Origin of the sequence: Corynebacterium glyciniphilum AJ 3170, from assembly GCF_000626675.1 — a bacterium.
Taxonomy (GTDB): Bacteria; Actinomycetota; Actinomycetes; order Mycobacteriales; family Mycobacteriaceae; genus Corynebacterium; species Corynebacterium glyciniphilum.
The window spans coordinates 2,377,706-2,396,955 of the sequence record NZ_CP006842.1 but is presented as its reverse complement, the minus strand read 5'-3'; the positions used below and the strand labels follow the sequence as shown (position 1 = coordinate 2,396,955).

The following is a 19,250-nucleotide window of genomic DNA, read 5'->3' as shown; positions in this document are numbered from 1 at the left end:
CACGACTTGCGGTAGCGCCCCGCCGGACGAGATTGAAGTGATGAATCATCTGCTCGCTGCCTGGGGCGAGGCCGGAATCATCACGGTGTTCACCGAAGAACTCGTCGGCACCTCCCCATGATCATTCGCTGGAGGAGTCCGATGTCGGGTCATCACCCTCCCAGGTAGGGAATCCGGTCGAATCCCTACCTGGGACGGCGACAATTCGACACCTGAAGCTCACCTACTCCGTGATCGCCAGCTCCTCCTCCGTCAGCATCCGGACAGTTACTCCTTCTCCGTCGGCGCTGCTCTCATCCGGGAAACGACAATCAACGTCCCAACAATTAGCACGGCCACCGCTCACCACCTGCCATGTCCGGTCTCCATCATTTGCGTCGCGCGCCCGTCCGTCCCCTCGTAGTTTTGAAGACAGAAGGGGTGCGCACCGCGCCCCGGGAAGGACGGAGAACCACGATGACAGACACCGTCGATCCACCGCTGGCAGGCGTCCGGGTCCTTGACCTCGCTGACGGCGAGTTCCAGATGGTCGGCCGGTACCTCGCCGACCTCGGGGCAGACGTCCTGCGGGTCGAACCGCCCGGAGGCTCCGCGGACCGCAACGAGGGCGTGCTTTCCGGCGATACCAGCCTGACCTTCGAGATCGCCAACGCCACGAAACGCTTCACCACCGTTGACCCCGCCAGTACGCGGGCTCAGGCCGACCTCGATGCCCTCATTGACGGCGCGGACATCGTCCTGGTCGGCAGACTCTCGGACTACGTCACCGGCAACCTCGTCGACCCCACGACCATTGCGGACACCCACCCTGGCACGGTCGTCACCGTCCTCAGCGACTTCGGGGAACAGAGCTCGAAGAAGAACTGGACGTCCACCCCGGACGTGCAGTTCGCGCTGTCGACGATCCTGTCGCGCTCCGGGCTGCCGGACCGGGAGGAGCCGTTGCTGCCGCCGTCCTTCCTCGTCGCCGGGGCCGTCGCGCCGCAGGCGGTGTGGATGACCATCACCGCCTACTACACCGCGCGGCGCACCGGCACCGGAGACGTCATCGATTTCTCCACACTGGATGCGCTGGCCCACATCTTCGACCCGCCGATGGGAATGCAGGGGTCGGGGCGCACGGGTATCGACCCTTTCGATGTCCCGCACGGGCGCCCCGACGCCCGTGCCCTGTACCCGATCTTTCCCACCGCCGACGGGATGGTGCGTATCTGCGTGCTGTCCCCACGCCAGTGGCAGGCGATGCTGACCTGGCTCGGCCACCCGGACGAGTTCAACACACCCGAGTACAACCGCCCGGCCTACCGTGTGAAAGAGAAGGACAGGATCTTCGCCCACTACCGCGACCTGTTCGCCGGCATGACCACGGAGGAGGCCGTCCGGCAGGGCGAAGAGCTTCGCGTGCCGGTGACATCCATCGACGAGCTCTCGGATGTCGTCGATGAACCCGCCTTCCGCGCCAACGGAAGCTTCAGTGATCTCACGCTCGCCGACGGCCGTGTCGCCACCGTGCCGACCGGGGTGTACACCATCGACGGTGTACGCACCGGGATCACCGATACCGCAGGAGGACGCGTCGACAACGATCCGCAGGACGGCCCCTGGCTCGCCGCCCCGGTCACCGCCCCGGTCGTCCCCGGGCATGCTCCCGCAGCGGACGAGCAGGACCGGCACCTCCCGTTCACCGGCCTGCGCGTCCTGGACTTCGGGGTGATTGTCATGGGTGCGGAAACCGGACGCCTGCTCGCCGACTACGGCGCCGACGTCATCAAGATTGAATCCACGAGCTTCCCCGACGGATGCCGACAGATGTCGCCCGGCGTGGAGATGACCAAGAGCTTCGCCTGGGGGCACCGCAACAAGCGCAGCCTCGGACTCGACCTCACCACCGAGGACGGTAAGAACCTCCTCCGCAGGCTCGTCGCGGAGGCGGACGTGGTGCTCACCAACTTCAAACCCGGCACACTCGAGCGCCTCGGCTTCGGCCACGACACCCTGCAGGAGATCAACCCGGGGATCGTCCTGTCGGAGTCCTCCGCCTATGGAGACACCGGCCCCTGGTCGACGAAGATGGGCTACGGACCGCTGGTCCGCGCGGCGTCCGGGTTGTCGGCACTGTGGTGCTACCCGGGCGACGCCGACGGCTACAGCGACACCATCACCATCTACCCGGACCACGTGGTCGGACGGCTCAATGCCATCGCCGTGGTCGCGTTGCTGCTGCGCCGCGCGCGCACCGGACGGGGCGGGGTGGTCACCACCGCCCAGGTCGACGCCATCTTCGCCGCGATGGCCGGCCATCTTGCCGCCGAAACTCTGGAACCGGGTTCCGGTCTCGCCGCGCTGAGCGCCCCGCAGGACGCCCCGCGCGGACTCTTCCCTGCGGCAGGGGACGACGAGTGGATCGTCGTCGACGGGCACGGTGACCAGCGCTTTGCTGCGCTGGCCGGCGCCATCGGCCACCCGGAATGGATCAGTGATGATCGTTTCGCCACGCTAACTGGACGGCTCGCCCATAATGAGGAACTGGAGGGCGCACTCCGGGAATGGACGTCCTCGCGCACAGCGATCACCGCGGAACGCCAACTGCAGGACGCCGGCGTCCCCGCCGGGCACATGATGCGCTTCGCCGACATCGGACATGACCACGACTTCTCGGAGAGGGGGCTGCTGACCACCATGACCCAGCCCCAGTTCACCGAGCCGTTCCCCACACTCGCCTCCGAAGGACACAGCCTCCGCCTCGGGGACGCCCGGCTGCAGCCGGCACCCCTGCAGGGTGAGCACACCCGCGAGGTGATCAGGGACGTCCTGGGACTCGATGAGGACACGATCGACGCCCTCGTCACCTGCGGCGCCCTTGAACCACACCCATCAGACACACCCACCACCACAGGAGCACCGCAGTGACTGAATCCGCTGAATCCACTACCCCCGTCCTCGTCGAACAACGCGGACACACCCTGCTCATCACCCTCAACCGTCCCAAAGCACGCAATGCCGTGAACCGGGACCTCGCCCTCGCACTCGGCGAAGCACTGGAACAGGCCGAACACACCGACAGCGTGCGCACCGTCGTGGTCACCGGCGCCGGTGACAAGGCGTTCTGCGCCGGCGCCGACCTCAAGGCAGCGGCTGCCGGTGAACTCGGCATGACCGAGGAACCGTTGAAGAGCTGGGGTTTCGCCGGTTTTGTCAAGCACTGGATCTCCAAACCGGTCATCGCCGCGGTCAACGGCTTCGCCCTCGGCGGAGGCACCGAAATCACGCTGGCCAGCGACCTCGCCGTCGCCGCCGACACCGCCACCTTCGGTCTACCGGAAGTCACCCGCGGCATCATGGCCGCCGCCGGCGGTGCCTTCCGCCTGCCCCGTCAGATCCCGCTGAAGGTGGCGATGGAGGCCATGCTCACCGCTGAGCCGATCCCCGCGGCCCGTGCCTATGAACTGGGCATGGTCAACCGTGTCGTCCCGCAGGACCAGGTGGTCGAGGCCGCCCTGGAGCTGGCGGACAAGATTAACCGCAATGCACCGCTGTCGGTTCAGGCCACCAAACGCGTGGCGCACGGCATCACCGACGGCGCTGTCAATGCAGAGAAGGAGGACTGGTCACGCAACGACACCGAGAGTGCGGCACTGATCCGCAGCGCCGACGCACGGGAAGGCATGACCGCCTTCGCGCAGAAGCGCGCCCCGGAATGGAAGGCAGAATAAATGACAGACGCACTTGACCCCCGTACCCCCGTCCTCGTGGGTGTCGGACAGGCCGCTGATCCGGTCACCGCCGACGACTATCACCGCTGGTCGGCTGCTGATCTCGCCGGGGAAGCGTCCCGCAGGGCGGTGCAGGATGCTGGCCTCGACCCGACCGTCGCCGCCGCCATCGACACCATTGCCGTCATCCGGCAGTTCGAGATCTCCACGCCCGGGGCGGTCGCACCGCTGGGGAAGTCGGACAATATCGCTCGCTCCATCGCCGCACGGATCGGCGCGGACCCACGGCGTGCCGTCCTCGAGGTCGTCGGTGGGCAGGGGCCGCAGCATCTCGTCACCGAGTTCAGCGGGGCCATCGCCGACAGGGACGCCGAGGTGGTGCTTCTGGCCGGCTCCGAGGCGATTTCCACCGCGCGTGCGTTGGCAGGACGCGACGATGCCCCCGATTTCACCGAGAATGTCGGCGGGCAGCTGGAGGACCGGGGTATGCAGGTCGATGACCTCCACGTGCCCTACGAGGTCCGGCACGGACTTCTCGGCGCTCCGCCGGAGTACGCCGTCTTCGAGAATGCCCGGCGCCGGCGTCTCGGGATGAACCGCGAGGACTACGCGACGGCGATGGGAGAGTTGTTCGCACCCTTCACCCAGGTCGCGGCGTCCAACCCGTACGCCGCCGCCCCGACGGAGCGGACGGCGGAGGAGCTCGCGACCGTCACCGAGCGCAACCGTCTCATCGCCGACCCCTACCCGCGGTTCATGGTCGCCCGTGACCAGGTCAACCAGGGTGCGGCGGTCCTGCTGACCTCGGTCGGAAAAGCACGGGAGCTCGGGATCCCGCAGGACAGGTGGGTCTTCCTGCACGGCTACAGCGACCTGACCGAACGCACCGTGACCGAACGCGCGGACCTGTCAGTGTCCCCGGCATCGGTGCTGTCGGCGACTACGGCGATCGAGCGCGCCGGGATCATCGCCGATGATCTGGCGTTCCTGGACCTGTACAGCTGCTTCCCGATCCCGGTGTTCAACATCTGCGATGCCCTGGGGATTGCGCCGGACGACCCGCGGGGCCTCACCCTCACCGGCGGGCTGCCGTTCTTCGGCGGGGCGGGCAACAACTACTCGATGCATGCCATCGCCGAGATGGTCGACCGGCTGCGGAGGAATCCGGGGACCTTCGGGTTCGTCGGCGCCAACGGCGGGTGGATGACGAAGTACTCCTCCGGGGTGTACTCCACCACGCCAGTGGAGTTCACCGACTGGGACGACCGGCCGCTGCAGGAGGCACTGGATGCCGTACCCGCCCCTGACATCGTGGAGCATTACTCCGGCCCGGCGACGCTCGAGTCCTACACGGTCACCACCGACCTGAACCGGGACTGGATCGGCATCGTCGTGGCCCGCACCCCGGACAATGCCCGGGTCCTCGCGGTCAGCGAGGCCCGAAGCCCCGGAGGTCCCGGCGACGCAGCATCCGACGAGGTCATCGAACTGCTGAGTTCGGACGCGGTCTTCGGCGCGACGCTGGAGATCGGGCAGGACGGCGAGCGCAACATCATCCGCGGCATCGTACGCGACACGACCGGCACCACAGAGGAGGCACAGGCATGAGCGGCATCTACGACGAGACGGCGTCCTGGATCAGGGACAACTGGACCGGTACCGACGGCCCCACCTGGCGTAATGCGATCGTCGACGCCGGTTACGGGGTGCCGTCCTGGGGGCCGGAGAACTTCGGACGCGACTACACCCGTGACCAGGCCCGCGAAGTGCTCCGGGCCTTCGACGACGCAGGTGCCCCCGGTGGGGCGCGGGACGTGGCGCCGTTCTCCGAGGTCTCCTGGCTGCTGCTGCCCGGAGCAGCGCTGACCGACTACGGCACGGCTGAACAGAAAGAACGGCTCCTGCGTCCCATGATCACCCGCGAGTGGGACCTGGGCTGTCTGCTCTACTCCGAGCCCGGTGCCGGCTCGGACCTCGCCAGCATCCAGACCAGGGCGGAGCTGTCCGACGACGGCGAGAACTACATCATCAACGGCCAGAAGGTGTGGACCACCAACGGTCACCGCGCCACCTTCGCCATCCTCATCGCCCGGACGGACTGGGACGTGCCGAAACACGCCGGGATCAGCCTGTTCATCTTCCCCATGCAGCAGAATGGTGTCGAGGTCGTGCCCATCCGGCAGATGACCGGTGACTCCGAGTTCAACGAGGTCTTCCTCACCGATGCCGTCGTCCCGGTGGCGAACCTCATCGGCGGTGAAGGCAACGGCTGGAAGGTCCTGCAGTCGGCGCTCGGTGCCGAGCGCAGGGGCATGGGGGAGATGGCCCAGGTGGGTCGGGACACCGCGGAGTCCGGTGCACGCTCTTCGCTGTTCACGCGCAGCGACGATCTCGTCGATGCGGCCCGCACCGCCGACAGGGTGGATGATCCGGTGATCATCGACGAGCTGATGAAGATCCACACCTGGCGGCTGACCAACGACTGGACCCAGGCCAGGGCGAAGATGGAGAACCGCTCGCGTGGTGGATCGCCGTTGGCGTCCCTCGGCAAGCTGGCGAACTCCCGGATCCTCCACGGGGCATCCGACCTGGAGTTCCGTCTGCTCGGAACCCGGGGCCTGCAGTACGACAAGGATGCGACGACCGGTGACCCCGTCGCCTACCGGACGTCCTACGACCTCATGATGGGCTTCTTCAACTCCGTCGGTGGCGGCACCGACCAGATCCAGCGCAACATCATCAGTGAACGGGTCCTCGGCCTGCCTCGTGGGGCACAACCTGACAAGGGCGTGCCGTTCCGGGACGTCCGCAAGGCCGTGAACCGAAGCCTCAGTGGCGACAAGACCGGTGAACAGTCTGGCGACCAGTCCGGCGAGAAGTAGAACAGGAGAACAACAACATGTTTGCACCACGTACTGAGGAGCAGGACGAGTTCCAGACAGTGGTCAGGGACTTCTTCGCCACTGTCTCGTCGGAATCCCAGGTCCGCCAGGACATGGACACCGACACCGGATATGACCCGCAGGTGTGGGACCGGATGGCCCGCGAACTCCAGTTGCAGGGCATCGCCGTTCCCGAGGAATACGGCGGGCAGGGCTTCGGTTGGACCGAACTCGGCATCGTGCTGGAGGAAGCCGGCGCGGCGCTGTTCTGTGCACCGTACTTCGCCACGGTCGTCCTTGCCGGTATGAGCATCCTGGAGTCCGGGGACGCTGCGGCACAGCAGGAGTTCCTGCCGGGCATCGCGGACGGATCGCTGGTCGGGACGCTCGCGTTCCCCGGAGAGAACCGACGGTGGGACGAATCCGGTGTCACGGTTACCGCACAGAAGTCCGGCGACGACTGGACCGTGTCGGGCACCTGTCCGGAGGTCATCGACGGACAGAACGCCGGAGTCTTCATCGTCCCGGCCCGCACCGGTCAGGAGTCCGGGGACGACATCTCGCTGTTCATCGTGCGCGGCGGTGACGGTGTCACGACGCAGGGGCTCTCCGCCCTTGACCCCACCCGGCGCATCGCCCGTGTGAGCTTCGACCAGGCACCGGCGACTCCGTTGGGAGACGGCGAGGGGTGGGGCCAGGTGTCCCGGATACTGGACGTCGCGTCGGTGGGGCTGGCGGCCGAGCAGGCCGGCGTCGCCCGCCGGGCACTGGAGGACGCCGTGGCGTACATGAAGGAAAGGGTGCAGTTCGGTCAGGCGATCGGGGAGTTCCAGGCGCTGAAGCACATGGCGGCGGACGTGTTGGTCGACGTCGAATCCGCGGCGTCGGCGTCCCGCTACGCGCTGTGGGCCGCGCAGGACGCTCCGGAGGAGCTGCCGGCGTCCGCCTCCCTGGCTGCCGGCATCTGCACTGATGTAGCGGTGACGGCAACCCACCAGAATATCCAGTTCCACGGCGGAATGGGGTTCACCTGGGAAGCGAGCCCGCACCTGTATCTCAAGCGGGCACGAGCCGACCAGGTGTTGTTCGGCGACGCCCAGTTCCACCGTGCGAACCTCGCCCGGCGCATCGGCGCGGGCTCAACTCCGGAAGCGGTCCGTTAGCGCGGCCACCACGCGGTCGATGTCCTCGCGCCGGGCGGTTGCCCCGGAACGCCAGACCACACCGATCTCGAAGCATGGTTGTTCGTCTGCGACCGGCAGCATCACCACTTTGCTGTCGGCGCCACGGACGTGACTGAGGGAATGCCCGCGGGCACCGATACTGACCTCGTGGGTCCGGGGCAGGCGGGACGTGAGCACGGCGTAGTCGCTGAAACCGACTTCGGTGATGTCGGTGACCCCGGCCTGGGAAAACCAGTCGTGCACATTGTCGCCTGACGCCGGCTGCATCTGGGAGAAGGGGAGTGTCACGACCTTCCGGCCGCGGAGCGCTGCCAGCGGGACCGGGCCGGTTTCTGCCACGGTGATGAGGGGGTCGTCGGCGGCGACCATGAGGTCAAAGGTGTAGCGACCGATAACCAGTGAGCTGATGTCGGGCAGGTTGACGGGTAGATGGACCAGGGCCATGTCGATTTCCCCGAACTGGAGTTTGTTCAGGAGCTCCAGGGAGACCTCGGACGCAGCGTCTTCCGGTGTGATGCCGGAGAGGCCGACGGCGGTACGGAAGGCATCGGCGTAGGCGTCGGGAACCCAGGGGGTTGCCCCGTAGCGCAACGTCCGTTCGATACCGCTGGCTTTGTCTTCGAAAACCTGCGATAGCTGCAGAATACTCACCGCGGTTCCCAACAGCGTGCGTCCGTGCTCGGTGAGCTGCATGTCATGGTGCGCGCGGTGGAACAAGGGGCCGGTGCGGTGCTCGAGGGTGCGCAGCGTGCGGCTCACCGGAGAGGAGGTCAGCCCCAGATTATCTGCTGCTCTGGCGACGTTGCGGGTGCGGGACACCTCCACGAACACCTCGAGCTGGTGAAGGTCGATGTTCATGGGTGGGTGGTGTCCTCCGCGTCGGTGGGCCCGTGGAACAGGATGAGCGTTGTTGGTCAGCGTAGTCGTGTGCGTCATAGGGCCGAGTACTACCTCTAGGGATCATGTAGCTTTGGATGTTCCCCAGATTTAGTCTCGGTCGACGGTGCGACTAGCGCAGGAGTTCGCGTCCCAAGGCATCAGCAGCTGCAACCACTGCGGTCGCGAGATGCGCTTCATCGGTGGCCTCGAACACGGAGATGCCCACGCTGAGTAGTCCGGGTTCGTTCCGATAGGGAACCGGGGCGGATATGCCCGTCACCGACGGGGTCACTTCTCCTTTCGTCACCGCATAGCCGCGTTCACGCACTGTGTCGACCTCGTCTCGTTCACCAGGCTGCTTCTCCCGCATTGACATGATGGCCAATCCGGCCGAACCACGGTCGATCGGGTCGACCTGCCCTTCGCGGAAGCCGACGTGAATACGGGAGTGTCGCGGAGGAATGACAATGAGCGCCCGGACAGTGTCCTCTGTCTCTTGGACCGCCAGGTGCGTAGTGACCTGGAGTTCTTCCGCCAAGTCCTCGAGGATCGGTCGTGCGGTACCGCGGAGGTCCTGCTGTACCCGGTTGGCCAGGGCGACCAGCCCGTTGCCGAGCACAATCCTCTTCTCCTGTGTTCGTCGACAGAAACCGTGGTGCTCCAGCGTTCTCACCAGTCTGTCGGTGACAGTGCGGTGCAGACTGAGTCGCTCGGACAGTTCAGTCGTGGTCAGCCCATTCGGGGAGTCCCCCAGAACTTCGAGGACCTGAAGCCCGTTGTCCAGGGTCTTTGAACCTCGTTTGAGGGGGTCATTGTCGGTCATGGAGTCTCCTTCGTGCACGTCACTGTCCCATAAATCTTGTCATGGAAATATTACATTCGACAAATGTAATGCAGATCACTTAGTGTTGTTGATATTCGCACGCGGCGTGCGAATATAGCACGAATCGTCGTATCTGATACGGCTACCAAGCCGATCGACGATCTGGATTTCTGGAAGGAGCACGGGTGATTGACACGATCGAGAGGATGTTTTCCAAGGTCGGGCAGCTCTACGGCAGACAGAGTTTTGCCATCGACGAGGGCGATGCCTCGGCATGGGCCAGGACTTTTGCGCCGGACGGCCTCTTTGTCTCGCCTAGTTATCCCGACCCTGTGAGTGGGAGGGAGGCACTTGAGACCTTCGCTCGTCGGATATATACGGATTCACGAGCGGCGGGGCCCCTTCAACGCCACGTCGTCACCAACCCGATGGTGTTCCGGAAGGACGACGGGAGGTGGTGCGCCAGAGCGTATCTGAGCATCGTTGCCACGGGTCCTGACGGGATACCCACCATCGTCAGGGTCACGACGGTGGAAGACGAACTCCGCGTAGTCGGGGAACAGGTCGATATTGCGAGACGGACAGTACGTGTCGATGCCGGCACAACGGCGGGACGCGGGGACGGCAACGACAGGAATCGCAAACAATGAGGAGTGGCATGGATACCTACGGAGAATTCGGGATACCCACGGCAACACAGTCGGCGCCCGCGGCGGTCGACTATCCCGAGATGAAGGGCAAGATCGCGGTCGTGACAGGTGGGGCCCGGGGCATGGGGGCGGTGTTTGTTCGTCGTCTGGTCGCTCAAGGGGTGAACGTATTCGCAGCTGATCTCAACCGGGATCAGTTGGCCGAGACGATCGACACGATTAACGCGGAAGCCTCTGAGGTGGGGCTTTCTGCCAGGGCTGTTGCTCATCCGGTGGACGTGACAGTCAGGGAACAGCTCGATGACCTAGCGGACGCAGCGGTGTCCTCGTTCGGTGGCCTTGACTACTGGGTGAATAACGCGGGTATTTTTCCTTTCGCAGAGTTGGAGAATGTTGATGATGAGCAGATCTCCGCGGTCCTGGACGTCAACGTCAAAGGAGTGTTGTTCGGGGCACAGGCGGCAGCCCGCCACATGGGGAAGGGTGCGGCGATCGTGAATATGTCCTCGGTCTCTGCACTCCGTGTGCGTCGCGGCAGGAGTGCATACTGCACGTCCAAGGCAGCGGTCGCGCACCTCACCGAGTCGATGGCGGTTGAACTAGGCGATAAAGGGATCCGGGTCAACTCGATTGCTCCGGGGTATATCGACACGGCTATGACCCTGTGGGTGAGGGAGGACCCCGAGGCATTGGCTAATGCGCTCACCAGTGTTCCTTTGCACCGCCTCGGATCGGCGGAGGAAGTCGCCAGCCCGTTGCTGTTCCTGCTGTCTGACAGTGCCCGGTACATCACGGGGCACTCGATCGCCGTGGATGGAGGGTCCCGTCATGTCTGACGACGCGACAACAGTACGCACAGTGCTCGTCACCGGGGCCGCCAACGGTATGGGTGCCCATCATGCTGAGCGCCTCGCCGCCGACGGATGGCATGTTTGTGCCGCGGACATCACAGACACAGCGGAGGTCGTCGACTCCATCACCGGGTCCGGCGGCCGGGCGAGCGGGTACGAACTTGACGTGGGCTCCCCCGGGGCATGGCGCTCGGTAATTGACGCCATACGTAGTGACCTGGGCAGGCTGGACGGATTGGTGAACAACGCGGGTATCAGCCGCAGGCTCAGTTTCCTCGATACCCCGGACGATATCTGGGAGCAGACACTGCGTGTCAACCTGGCCGGACCTTTTTACGGGATGAAAGCAGCGCATGACCTGTTGTCGGAGGCCGGCGGTGGATCAATTGTTAACGTGTCGTCCATCGCGGGTCTGGTCGGCTACTTCTCTCCGGCGTACGCGGCTAGCAAATGGGGTTTGAGAGGCCTGTCGAAGTCTGCGGCCGGCGAATTCGCCGCGGGGGGAATCAGGGTGAACTCGATCCACCCGGGTCTGGTCGGCACACAGTTGTTGGCAGACTCAGGGGCCTTTGTCGACGCGTCACTCGGCAGTGTGCCCTGGGGGCGGATGGCCACTCTGGACGAGGTCAGTGACGTGGTCGCATACCTGTTGTCGGGGTCGTCCGGCTACATCACCGGTGCGGAGATCGCCATTGACGGTGGTCTGACATCCAATGGCCTGTACCACCGGATCACCAATGAATCAGGAGGGACGTTCTGATGGATGATCAGACATGGGATGTCATCATCATCGGCGGAGGTGGTGCAGGGTTGTCCGCAGCGGTCTCCGCGACCGAACGAGGTGCATCAGTCCTCCTTTTTGAAGCGGAGGAGACTCTCGGAGGGTCAACGCAGCTCTCGGCAGGTCTATTTACCGCCGCCGGTACAAGTGTGCAGGCTGAGCTCGGCGTGGAGGATTCACCGGAGAAGTTCTTTCAGCACTATATGGACCTTAACCGGTGGTTGCTCAAACCGGGGTTGATCCGAGCCTTTTGCGAGAGTGCAGGCCCGGCGCTGGAGTGGCTCATCTCTCTCGGTGTCGAGGTCCCGGCCCACGAATCCACCAATGCCCACATGCCCGGGCTGTGCCAGGCGGGCGTCGAGGACCTGTGGCGGGGACATGTGCCGAACGGCCAGGGATACGGCCTGGTCCAGGTGCTGGAACGGGCTGCGCGCTCGGCCGGGGTGGACATCGTGTTGAACACCCGCGTTCAGTCACTGCTCTCTGACCCTCACGGCGTTAGAGGCGTGGTGGTCGATGACGAGGAAATCCACTGCTCTGCGGTTGTCATCGCCAGCGGAGGGTTTGCCCGTGATCGGGGTCTACTCGAAAAATACTATCCCTACGCCTTGCGAGCTGCAGAGTCACTGTTCGTGGCCGCTGGTCCGGGAAGCCGGGGTGACCATCTGTCTTTCGGTGAGCAGGTCGGTGCTGCGGTAGCGGGCGAGGGCTACGGGCTGATGCTCCCCACGGCCTATTTCCAGTCCCGGCACCATTGGGAGGCGGGATTCCCGCCTCGTTCACGGATCCACGTCAACAGTGCGGGGAGACGGTTCATGAACGAGGACGCCTCATACGCTGTGTCACCAGGGCTCATCGACCGTCAGGGTGGTTCAACCTGGATGATATTCGACGAGACGGCGAGAGAATCACTGCCGGGCGGGTACGTCGACTGGAACGCCGACAACATCCTGGCAGAGGTTGCAGCAGGTCGCCTGCTGTGCGCCGACAGTCTCGCCGAACTAGCCGAGAAGATGACCGTCCCGGCCGAAGCACTGGAATACACGGTCGCAGCCTGGAATGAGGAGCTTCCTGCCGGCGAGGACCCTGTCTTTCTGCGGACCGATTCTCTGGCTGCCAAAGGCGCGTCGGAGCCGATCGCTCCCCTAGACACCCCTCCGTACTATGCCGCGAGGTATCTCCCGGCGGAACTGGTGTGCACGCACGCGGCCCCGGAGATCGATGCACGAGCCAGAGTGATCGACCGCTACGGGCGGCCCGTCCCCGGACTCTTCGCTGCCGGGGAAGCCGGTGGAGGGGTCCTCGGGTCGACGTATGTCGGCGGGGGGAACGCCGTAGCCAACGCGATCACTATGGGACGGACCGCAGGACACAGCGCCGCCGAGCACCGGGGATCCGGCCGCGGAGCATCTACTGAGTCACTCACTGAGGAGACGACATGACTCTCAACAACAACGAAACCGTTCGTGGCCCCCGGGGCGCGGATCCCGGACGGGAGCACCATGCCCCTGCACCGACTCAGTCCACAGCGAAAGTAGTTCGCGGTGCGATTGTCGGCACCGTCCTGGAGTACTACGACTTCGGAATCTACGGCTACATGGCAACGGCGATCGCCGCCCTGTTTTTCGTGTCCCACGATGACACCGCGGCGCTGCTGGGCACATTTGCCGCCTTCGCGGTGGCCTTCTTCCTCCGGGTGCCGGGTGGAATCTACTTCGGCCATATCGGAGACAAATACGGACGGAAGAAGGCGCTGACGTGGACTATCTTCCTGATGGTGATCGCCACCTTCGTCATGGGGCTGATTCCGACCTACGTCACCATCGGTGTGTGGGCCACGATCATCCTGGTCCTCTGCCGGTGCCTCCAGGGCTTTGCTGCCGGGGGTGAGTTAGGCGGTGCGAACGCCTTTGTCTCTGAACAGGCACCACCCAAGCACCGAGCTCTGCAGACATCGTTGGTCAATTCCGGAACGTATTTGGGATCGTTGCTGGCCTCGCTCGTCGCACTGGCCGTGAACTCGATGTTCGATCCGGAAACCGTGCTCTCGTGGGCCTGGCGTATTCCGTTCTTATTGAGTGTGGTTATGGGCGTCATAGGTATCTGGATCCGGAATCATCTTGATGAGACCCCACAGTTCAAGGAACTGAAGAAGGAGGGGGAGACAGAGGCGATCCCGATCGCCAAACTGCTGTCCACCTCATGGCGAGAAGTCATCGTCATCATCTTCCTCGGAGCGGTCATTACCGGCGGGTACTACATCGCTTCGGTTTATGCCGCGACCTATCTGCAGACAGCTGGCGGTCATTCACCGACGGTCGCGTTCCTCTCGACATCGGTGGCGCTCATCGCCGGGGTGGCCACCTTACCGATCTCGGGCTACCTCGGGGATCGGTACGGGCGTAAGCCGATCCTCTTCACCGGGACCATCGCGGCGGTCCTGCTCGGGTTCCCCTGCTTCATCTTAATGTCCAACGGGAGCGTGTGGCAGGCATTCCTGGGGCAGATGGTGCTGTTCATCGCTGTGTCGGTCGTGAACGGCTGTTCCTATGTGACCTACGTGGAGATGCTTCGGGCATCGGTACGCTACAGCGGCCTTGCCTTGGGCAACAATGTCAGCAACACCCTCCTCGGTGGGACGGCGCCATTCATCGCGACATGGTTGATCGATGTCAGTGGGAGCACCCTGGCGCCCGCGGCCTATTTCGTCTTCACGGCGCTCCTGAGCCTGGGGGCTGTCTTCTTCGTGAAGGAAAGCCGAGGGATCGTTCTGCGAGCTGACTGATCAGTGAAAAGTGATAAACACAAGTATCATAATTCTTGTGTCATAGCGCCGTAATGCGGGGGGATATGGGCTTACAAGCTGCTCGATCCTGGAAAATATAGTACATATGTTGACTATATTGTGTGATCTGGATTACCCTTGCTCTTACCTCGTGAAGACCCGGCTAGAGGCGTCGGTGCCCCGGGGTAACGATGAGAGGAGATCCGCGTCATGGTTCCGAGTGCAACAGGCACCCACGACACCACAGCCCAGCCCAACCCTGATATCTCGAAGTGCCCGTACCACTCGGGCTCCGCGTCGAAGGACTTTGACCCCTTCGAGATGGACTACCAGCTGAACCCCGGCGAAGCGTGCGCGTGGGCCAGAGAGAACGAACCGATCTTCTACTCGGAGAAGCTCGGGTACTGGGTGGTCACCCGGTTCGAAGATGTGCAGGAGGTTTTCCGTGACCAATCCACCTACTCAGCGTCCGTCGCACTGGAGAAGCTGACCCCGGCCACTCCCGAGGCGCAGGCGATCCTGGAAGCTAAAGGCTATGGGATGCGTCGGACACTGGTGAACGAGGACGAACCAGCGCACACTGCACGACGTCGGGCCTTGGCTGGGCCTTTCGACGTCGCCCATCTCAAGGGCGAGGAGGCGATGGTCCGCGAACTTGTCACTGATTACATTGACAGGTTCGCCGACAAGGGACGTGCCGACCTGGTCAATAATCTTCTGTGGGAGGTCCCGCTGACCGTGGCCTTCCACTTCCTTGGGGTGCCGGAACATGACATGGACATGTTGCGTCGGTACTCCGTGGCACACACGGTGAATACCTGGGGACGGCCGAGTCCAGAGCAGCAGAAGGACATCGCCGAGAACGTCGGAAACTTCTGGAATCTTGCCGGTGACATCCTGGCCGAACTACGGGAGACTCCCGAAGCACCAGGGTGGATGCCGTACAGTATCCGGGCTCAGAAGGAACAACCCGAGGTCGTGACGGACTCTTATCTTCACTCCATCATGATGGCGGGTATCGTCGCGGCCCACGAGACTACCGCTCACTCTGCGTCCAACGCCATCAAGCTTCTGCTGGAGAATCGCTCGGTGTGGGACGAGCTCGTCCGGAAACCAGAGTTGATTCCCAATGCGATTGAGGAATGCCTCCGACTCAGTGGCGGTGTTGCTGCCTGGAGAAGAATCACCACGAAACCAACAGTGTTGGGCGGGCAGAGGCTGGATGAGGGGGAGCGGTTGCTCATCGTCTCAGCAGCGGCAAATCGTGACCCCCGGCATTTCAGCGACCCGGATACCATCGACCTCTACCGGGACAACTCCACTGATCATCTCACGTTCGGGTTCGGCAGTCATCAGTGTCTCGGGAAGAATCTGGCCCGCCTGGAGCTTCAGGTGATTCTCCAGGAACTTACCAGCAGATTCCCCTCCATGAGATTGGTGGATCAGGAGTTTGAGTTTGTTCCGAATACCTCCTTCCGCGGGCCTGAGCACCTGTGGGTCCAATGGGACGCGGACACCGGGAAGGAGGACACGACGGGGACAACTCCGGAGTTGCCGGACATTGTCTTCAACGGGCCTAGCAAGGAGCTGCGGACCCGGACCATGTTCGTCAAGGAGGTACGGCAGCTCACCGCGCACATCGTCGGCATAAGCCTGGTCCCAGACGGCGGCACGCTTCCCAGCTGGCAACCTGGGGCCCATGTCGAGATCGATGCCGGGGATGTCAGCCGGCGCTATTCGTTGTGTGGGAGTTCCTCCGAAGCCTGGGAGATAGCGGTCGCCCTCGAACCGGATGGGCGTGGTGGCTCGCGATGGATCCACGAGAATGTCGCCGAAGGGGCGACTGTTCGTATCCGTGGCCCACGACAGAACTTTGTGGTCGACGTCGACGTGGACCGCCGGATTCTGATTGCCGGTGGTATCGGTATCACCCCGATTCTTGCGCTCGCCGATGATGCGAAGTCCCGGGGGATCGACTACACCATCCACTACTGTGGACCGACCAGGGAGAAGCTTGCTTACCTCGACCGACTCCGCACCGACCACGGGGAGCATCTTGTTCTCCACGTTTCCGATGAAGGAACCAGACTGCACCTTCCGGGGATCGTCGAGGAGTTCCGTGAGGGAACGCAGGTGTGCACCTGCGGCCCGGACCGCCTGACGGCCGCGGTGCTGGATGTCTTCTCCTCATGGCCGGAGGGAACTGTCACCCGGGAATCATTCCAATCAACCTCCTCGGTGGACGTCTCTCTGAACGAACCGTTCGAGGTCACGATCAACTCCACCGCCAAGGTGCTGACAGTGCCGAAGGAACAAACACTTCTTGAGGTACTCGAGACATCGGGTTTCGATGTCGACGCAGACTGTCGTGAAGGACTCTGTGGGACATGCGTTCTGGGGGTTACGGGAGAAACTCCGGACGACATCGACCATCGTGATGACGTTCTCTCGGTGCGGGAGAAGCAGTCGGGTGCGGTCATCATGCCGTGTGTGTCACGGTCATGTGCGGGGAAGCCGCTGACCCTTGACCTGTGACGACGAGATCGTGGCGTCAGCGCTGTCCGGACAGGAGTTTCTCTAGAAGCAGGACGAGGATCTGCTGTTCGGTGGCCGTCAGCGGTGACGCCCACTGCGACAGTTTATCCTGTTGTTCCCGGAGCACGTTTTCGATGAGTTCCGCACCTGCCCCCGTGATAGCGAGTATCACCGAACGTCCGTCGGAATCCGACGGGCGTTTTGTGATGAGCAACCTCCCCTCTAATGCATTCGCCAACGAGGACACCGTAGCGCGCCGGAGGTAGGTCAGTTCCGCAGTACGGTGCGGTTCGAGTTCACCGGTCACCCAGAGTACGAACAGAAACTTGAATCCCTGCCACGTCAATCCGTATTTCTTGTGCACCTGGGATTCCAGGGTGTTCTTGACGACCTCTGAGGAGCGGTTGAGCGCGAGGAGCATCCGGGTTGACGGCATATCGCGTTCGTCGAGCTTCTCCCGCGCCCGGTCCATGAAAGTCCAGTACTCGGGGCCGGTGGTGAAACTCTCTCGGGGCATAGGGGTGATTCTAGCGGCGGAAACGACGAGAAACCCACACGGGTGAACCGTGCGGGACTGACGTGGCAGTGGGAGGATCTCGCTGATCGGAGTTGGGGTCAGATCGTGGGGAACACTGCACCGAGCCCCATCACCACAAGAACGCCAATCAGCGGGGGAACGATGGTGACCATGCCGACATCCTTGTAGGACTGACGGTGAGTGAGCCCGCAGACCAGAAGTAGGGTCACGATGGCACCATTGTGGGGGAGAGAGTCGAAACTAACCGAGGCCATGGCGATTACCCGATGGAGGAGCTCCAGACTGATGCCTTGGTCGGTCGCCATTTGCGCCAGCTGGTCGCCGAATGTCTCGAGAGTGATGGTGAGACCGCCGGACGATGAACCGGTCAATCCTGAGATCACGGCAGTGGCGACAGCGCCGATCACGACCGGGTTGTTGCTGACATCGAAGATGCTGTTCTGCAGCGCCGCGAAAACCGCCAGTGAGGCGATGACTGCACCAAAACCTACCTCCGACGCAGTGGTGAAGGCAGGAACGACAGCGTTCTTCGCGCCGTCGGAAAGACCTTTGATGTACGTGGAGAACATGCCGGGTTTCATCAGGAAGATCGCCAGGATGGCAGTGGCCATCGCGATGACGACGGACCAGGTGCCCATGACCGCACCGATGTCGGTGTTGCCGAACTTGTCCTCCGCCAGGTAGGCGAAGTCCATCTTCTTGGACAGCACGTAGACGAACAGAAGATTCATCCCGACGACGATGAGGATCGGAAGAAGTCCACGAAGACCGAGCAACGTTGTCGCCCGGTCCGGCCACCGGGATGGGGAGCTGGTGGACGTGCTCGTGGTCGTCATGGTTGTCGCGACGGTCGTCTCCTGATGGCTGGGTTCTTCGTAGACCTCCCCCGCGGCGACAAGCTTGCGGGTGCGGTACTCCAGCCACGCCATGCCCAGAACGAAGGTGACGATGGCGCCGATGATGCCGAAGACGGGCGCAGCGTACGTCGTGGTCCCGAAATACCTTGTTGGAATTGCATTATGAATCTGGGGGCTGCCGGGGAGAGCTGCAGTAGCGAAGGTGAAGATACCGAGTGCGATCGCGGCCGGCATCAGCCGGCGGGGGATATTCGCTTCTCTGAACAAGGAGTTGGCGACCGGGACAATCGTGAATGCGATGACCCAAGCCGAGATTCCGCCATAGGTGAGCAGCGCAGTGGCTATCGCCGTGGCGAGAATCGCCTTTTTTGCGCCGACCAACCTCGAGATCCACTGTGCCAGATGGTCGGCGTATCCCGATGCCGACATCAGTGTTCCGAAAATCGCCCCGACGAGGAAAAGCGGGAAGAAGTTGACGATGAAGTTGCCAGCTGCTGGCATGAAGATCTGTGTGTAGGACGCCATCAGTGGAGCACCGGAGAACAGCACTCCGATCAAGGCCGCGATCGGTGCGGCGACGATGACGGAGTGGCCACGGTAGGCCAACACGATGAGGACGAGCAACGCCAGAATGACGCCGATTGATGCAAGAACCATGGGGGTCCCTTCTGCAGGGGAGGAGGCGGGGCCCTCACCCGAAGGTTGGGCGGGGAACGTAGTGCCGGATGTTATTCACATCACAGAAACAAGTCAATATGTGAACTAGTTTCTC

15 protein-coding genes are annotated in these 19,250 nt (G+C 63.3%); 11 read left to right on the top strand and 4 right to left on the bottom strand.

The genetic code is table 11. The features are described from left to right. The first annotated feature begins 456 nt into the window (after positions 1-456). From CGLY_RS11195 to CGLY_RS11175, 5 genes are read left to right on the top strand one after another with little or no spacing between them, the layout of a single operon-like run. Entirely contained in the window at positions 457-2,910 is a 2,454-nt protein-coding gene (locus CGLY_RS11195; protein ID WP_038549445.1) for a CaiB/BaiF CoA-transferase family protein, read from the top strand. After that, positions 2,907-3,713: a crotonase/enoyl-CoA hydratase family protein gene (locus CGLY_RS11190; protein ID WP_038549443.1), complete on the top strand. Its 807-nt coding sequence runs from the start codon at positions 2,907-2,909 to the stop codon at positions 3,711-3,713. The genes CGLY_RS11195 and CGLY_RS11190 overlap by 4 nt, the downstream gene beginning before the upstream one ends. Then, positions 3,714-5,321: an acetyl-CoA acetyltransferase gene (locus CGLY_RS11185; RefSeq protein ID WP_052540084.1), complete on the top strand. Its 1,608-nt coding sequence runs from the start codon at positions 3,714-3,716 to the stop codon at positions 5,319-5,321. Then, on the top strand, positions 5,318-6,595 hold the full coding sequence (locus tag CGLY_RS11180) for an acyl-CoA dehydrogenase family protein (protein ID WP_052540082.1): 1,278 nt from the start codon (positions 5,318-5,320) through the stop codon (positions 6,593-6,595). Before CGLY_RS11185 ends, CGLY_RS11180 begins: the two co-directional genes overlap by 4 nt. Before the next feature lie 17 nt (positions 6,596-6,612). After that, positions 6,613-7,758, top strand: coding sequence for an acyl-CoA dehydrogenase family protein (locus CGLY_RS11175; protein WP_038549440.1), 1,146 nt, complete (start codon positions 6,613-6,615; stop codon positions 7,756-7,758). On the opposite strand, the gene CGLY_RS11170 is transcribed toward CGLY_RS11175, so the two are convergent. Both CGLY_RS11170 and CGLY_RS11165 read right to left on the bottom strand, forming a co-directional pair. Further along, on the bottom strand, positions 7,735-8,637 hold the full coding sequence (locus tag CGLY_RS11170; RefSeq protein ID WP_038549438.1) for a LysR family transcriptional regulator: 903 nt from the start codon (positions 8,635-8,637) through the stop codon (positions 7,735-7,737). The genes CGLY_RS11175 and CGLY_RS11170 overlap by 24 nt on opposite strands. Before the next feature lie 151 nt (positions 8,638-8,788). Next, the gene (locus CGLY_RS11165) at positions 8,789-9,481 is read right to left on the bottom strand and encodes an IclR family transcriptional regulator (protein WP_038549436.1); all 693 of its coding nucleotides are present in this window, start codon (positions 9,479-9,481) and stop codon (positions 8,789-8,791) included. 185 nt (positions 9,482-9,666) lie between these two features. On the opposite strand from CGLY_RS11165, the gene CGLY_RS11160 reads away from it, so the two are divergent. From CGLY_RS11160 to CGLY_RS11135, 6 genes are all read left to right on the top strand, one after another. Then, complete coding sequence (locus tag CGLY_RS11160; protein ID WP_227590253.1) at positions 9,667-10,131, top strand: nuclear transport factor 2 family protein; 465 nt, start codon at positions 9,667-9,669, stop codon at positions 10,129-10,131. Positions 10,132-10,139: 8 nt separating this feature from the next. Continuing rightward, positions 10,140-10,967, top strand: a complete 828-nt coding sequence (locus CGLY_RS11155; protein ID WP_081804063.1) for an SDR family NAD(P)-dependent oxidoreductase — start codon at positions 10,140-10,142, stop codon at positions 10,965-10,967. After that, positions 10,960-11,742, top strand: coding sequence for an SDR family NAD(P)-dependent oxidoreductase (locus tag CGLY_RS11150; RefSeq protein ID WP_038549435.1), 783 nt, complete (start codon positions 10,960-10,962; stop codon positions 11,740-11,742). Before CGLY_RS11155 ends, CGLY_RS11150 begins: the two co-directional genes overlap by 8 nt. Further along, the gene (locus CGLY_RS11145; RefSeq protein ID WP_038549434.1) at positions 11,742-13,205 is read left to right on the top strand and encodes an FAD-dependent oxidoreductase; all 1,464 of its coding nucleotides are present in this window, start codon (positions 11,742-11,744) and stop codon (positions 13,203-13,205) included. The genes CGLY_RS11150 and CGLY_RS11145 overlap by 1 nt, the downstream gene beginning before the upstream one ends. Beyond that, a complete protein-coding gene (locus CGLY_RS11140) occupies positions 13,202-14,548 on the top strand; it encodes an MFS transporter (protein WP_038549433.1) in 1,347 nt (448 codons plus the stop codon). Before CGLY_RS11145 ends, CGLY_RS11140 begins: the two co-directional genes overlap by 4 nt. Positions 14,549-14,758: 210 nt before the next feature. Continuing rightward, positions 14,759-17,083: a cytochrome P450/oxidoreductase gene (locus CGLY_RS11135; protein WP_081803890.1), complete on the top strand. Its 2,325-nt coding sequence runs from the start codon at positions 14,759-14,761 to the stop codon at positions 17,081-17,083. 16 nt (positions 17,084-17,099) lie between these two features. On the opposite strand, the gene CGLY_RS11130 is transcribed toward CGLY_RS11135, so the two are convergent. Both CGLY_RS11130 and CGLY_RS11125 read right to left on the bottom strand, forming a co-directional pair. Continuing rightward, entirely contained in the window at positions 17,100-17,600 is a 501-nt protein-coding gene (locus tag CGLY_RS11130) for a MarR family winged helix-turn-helix transcriptional regulator (RefSeq protein ID WP_038549432.1), read from the bottom strand. 98 nt (positions 17,601-17,698) lie between these two features. Next, a complete protein-coding gene (locus CGLY_RS11125; protein ID WP_038549430.1) occupies positions 17,699-19,135 on the bottom strand; it encodes a GntP family permease in 1,437 nt (478 codons plus the stop codon). Positions 19,136-19,250: the final 115 nt, after the last annotated feature.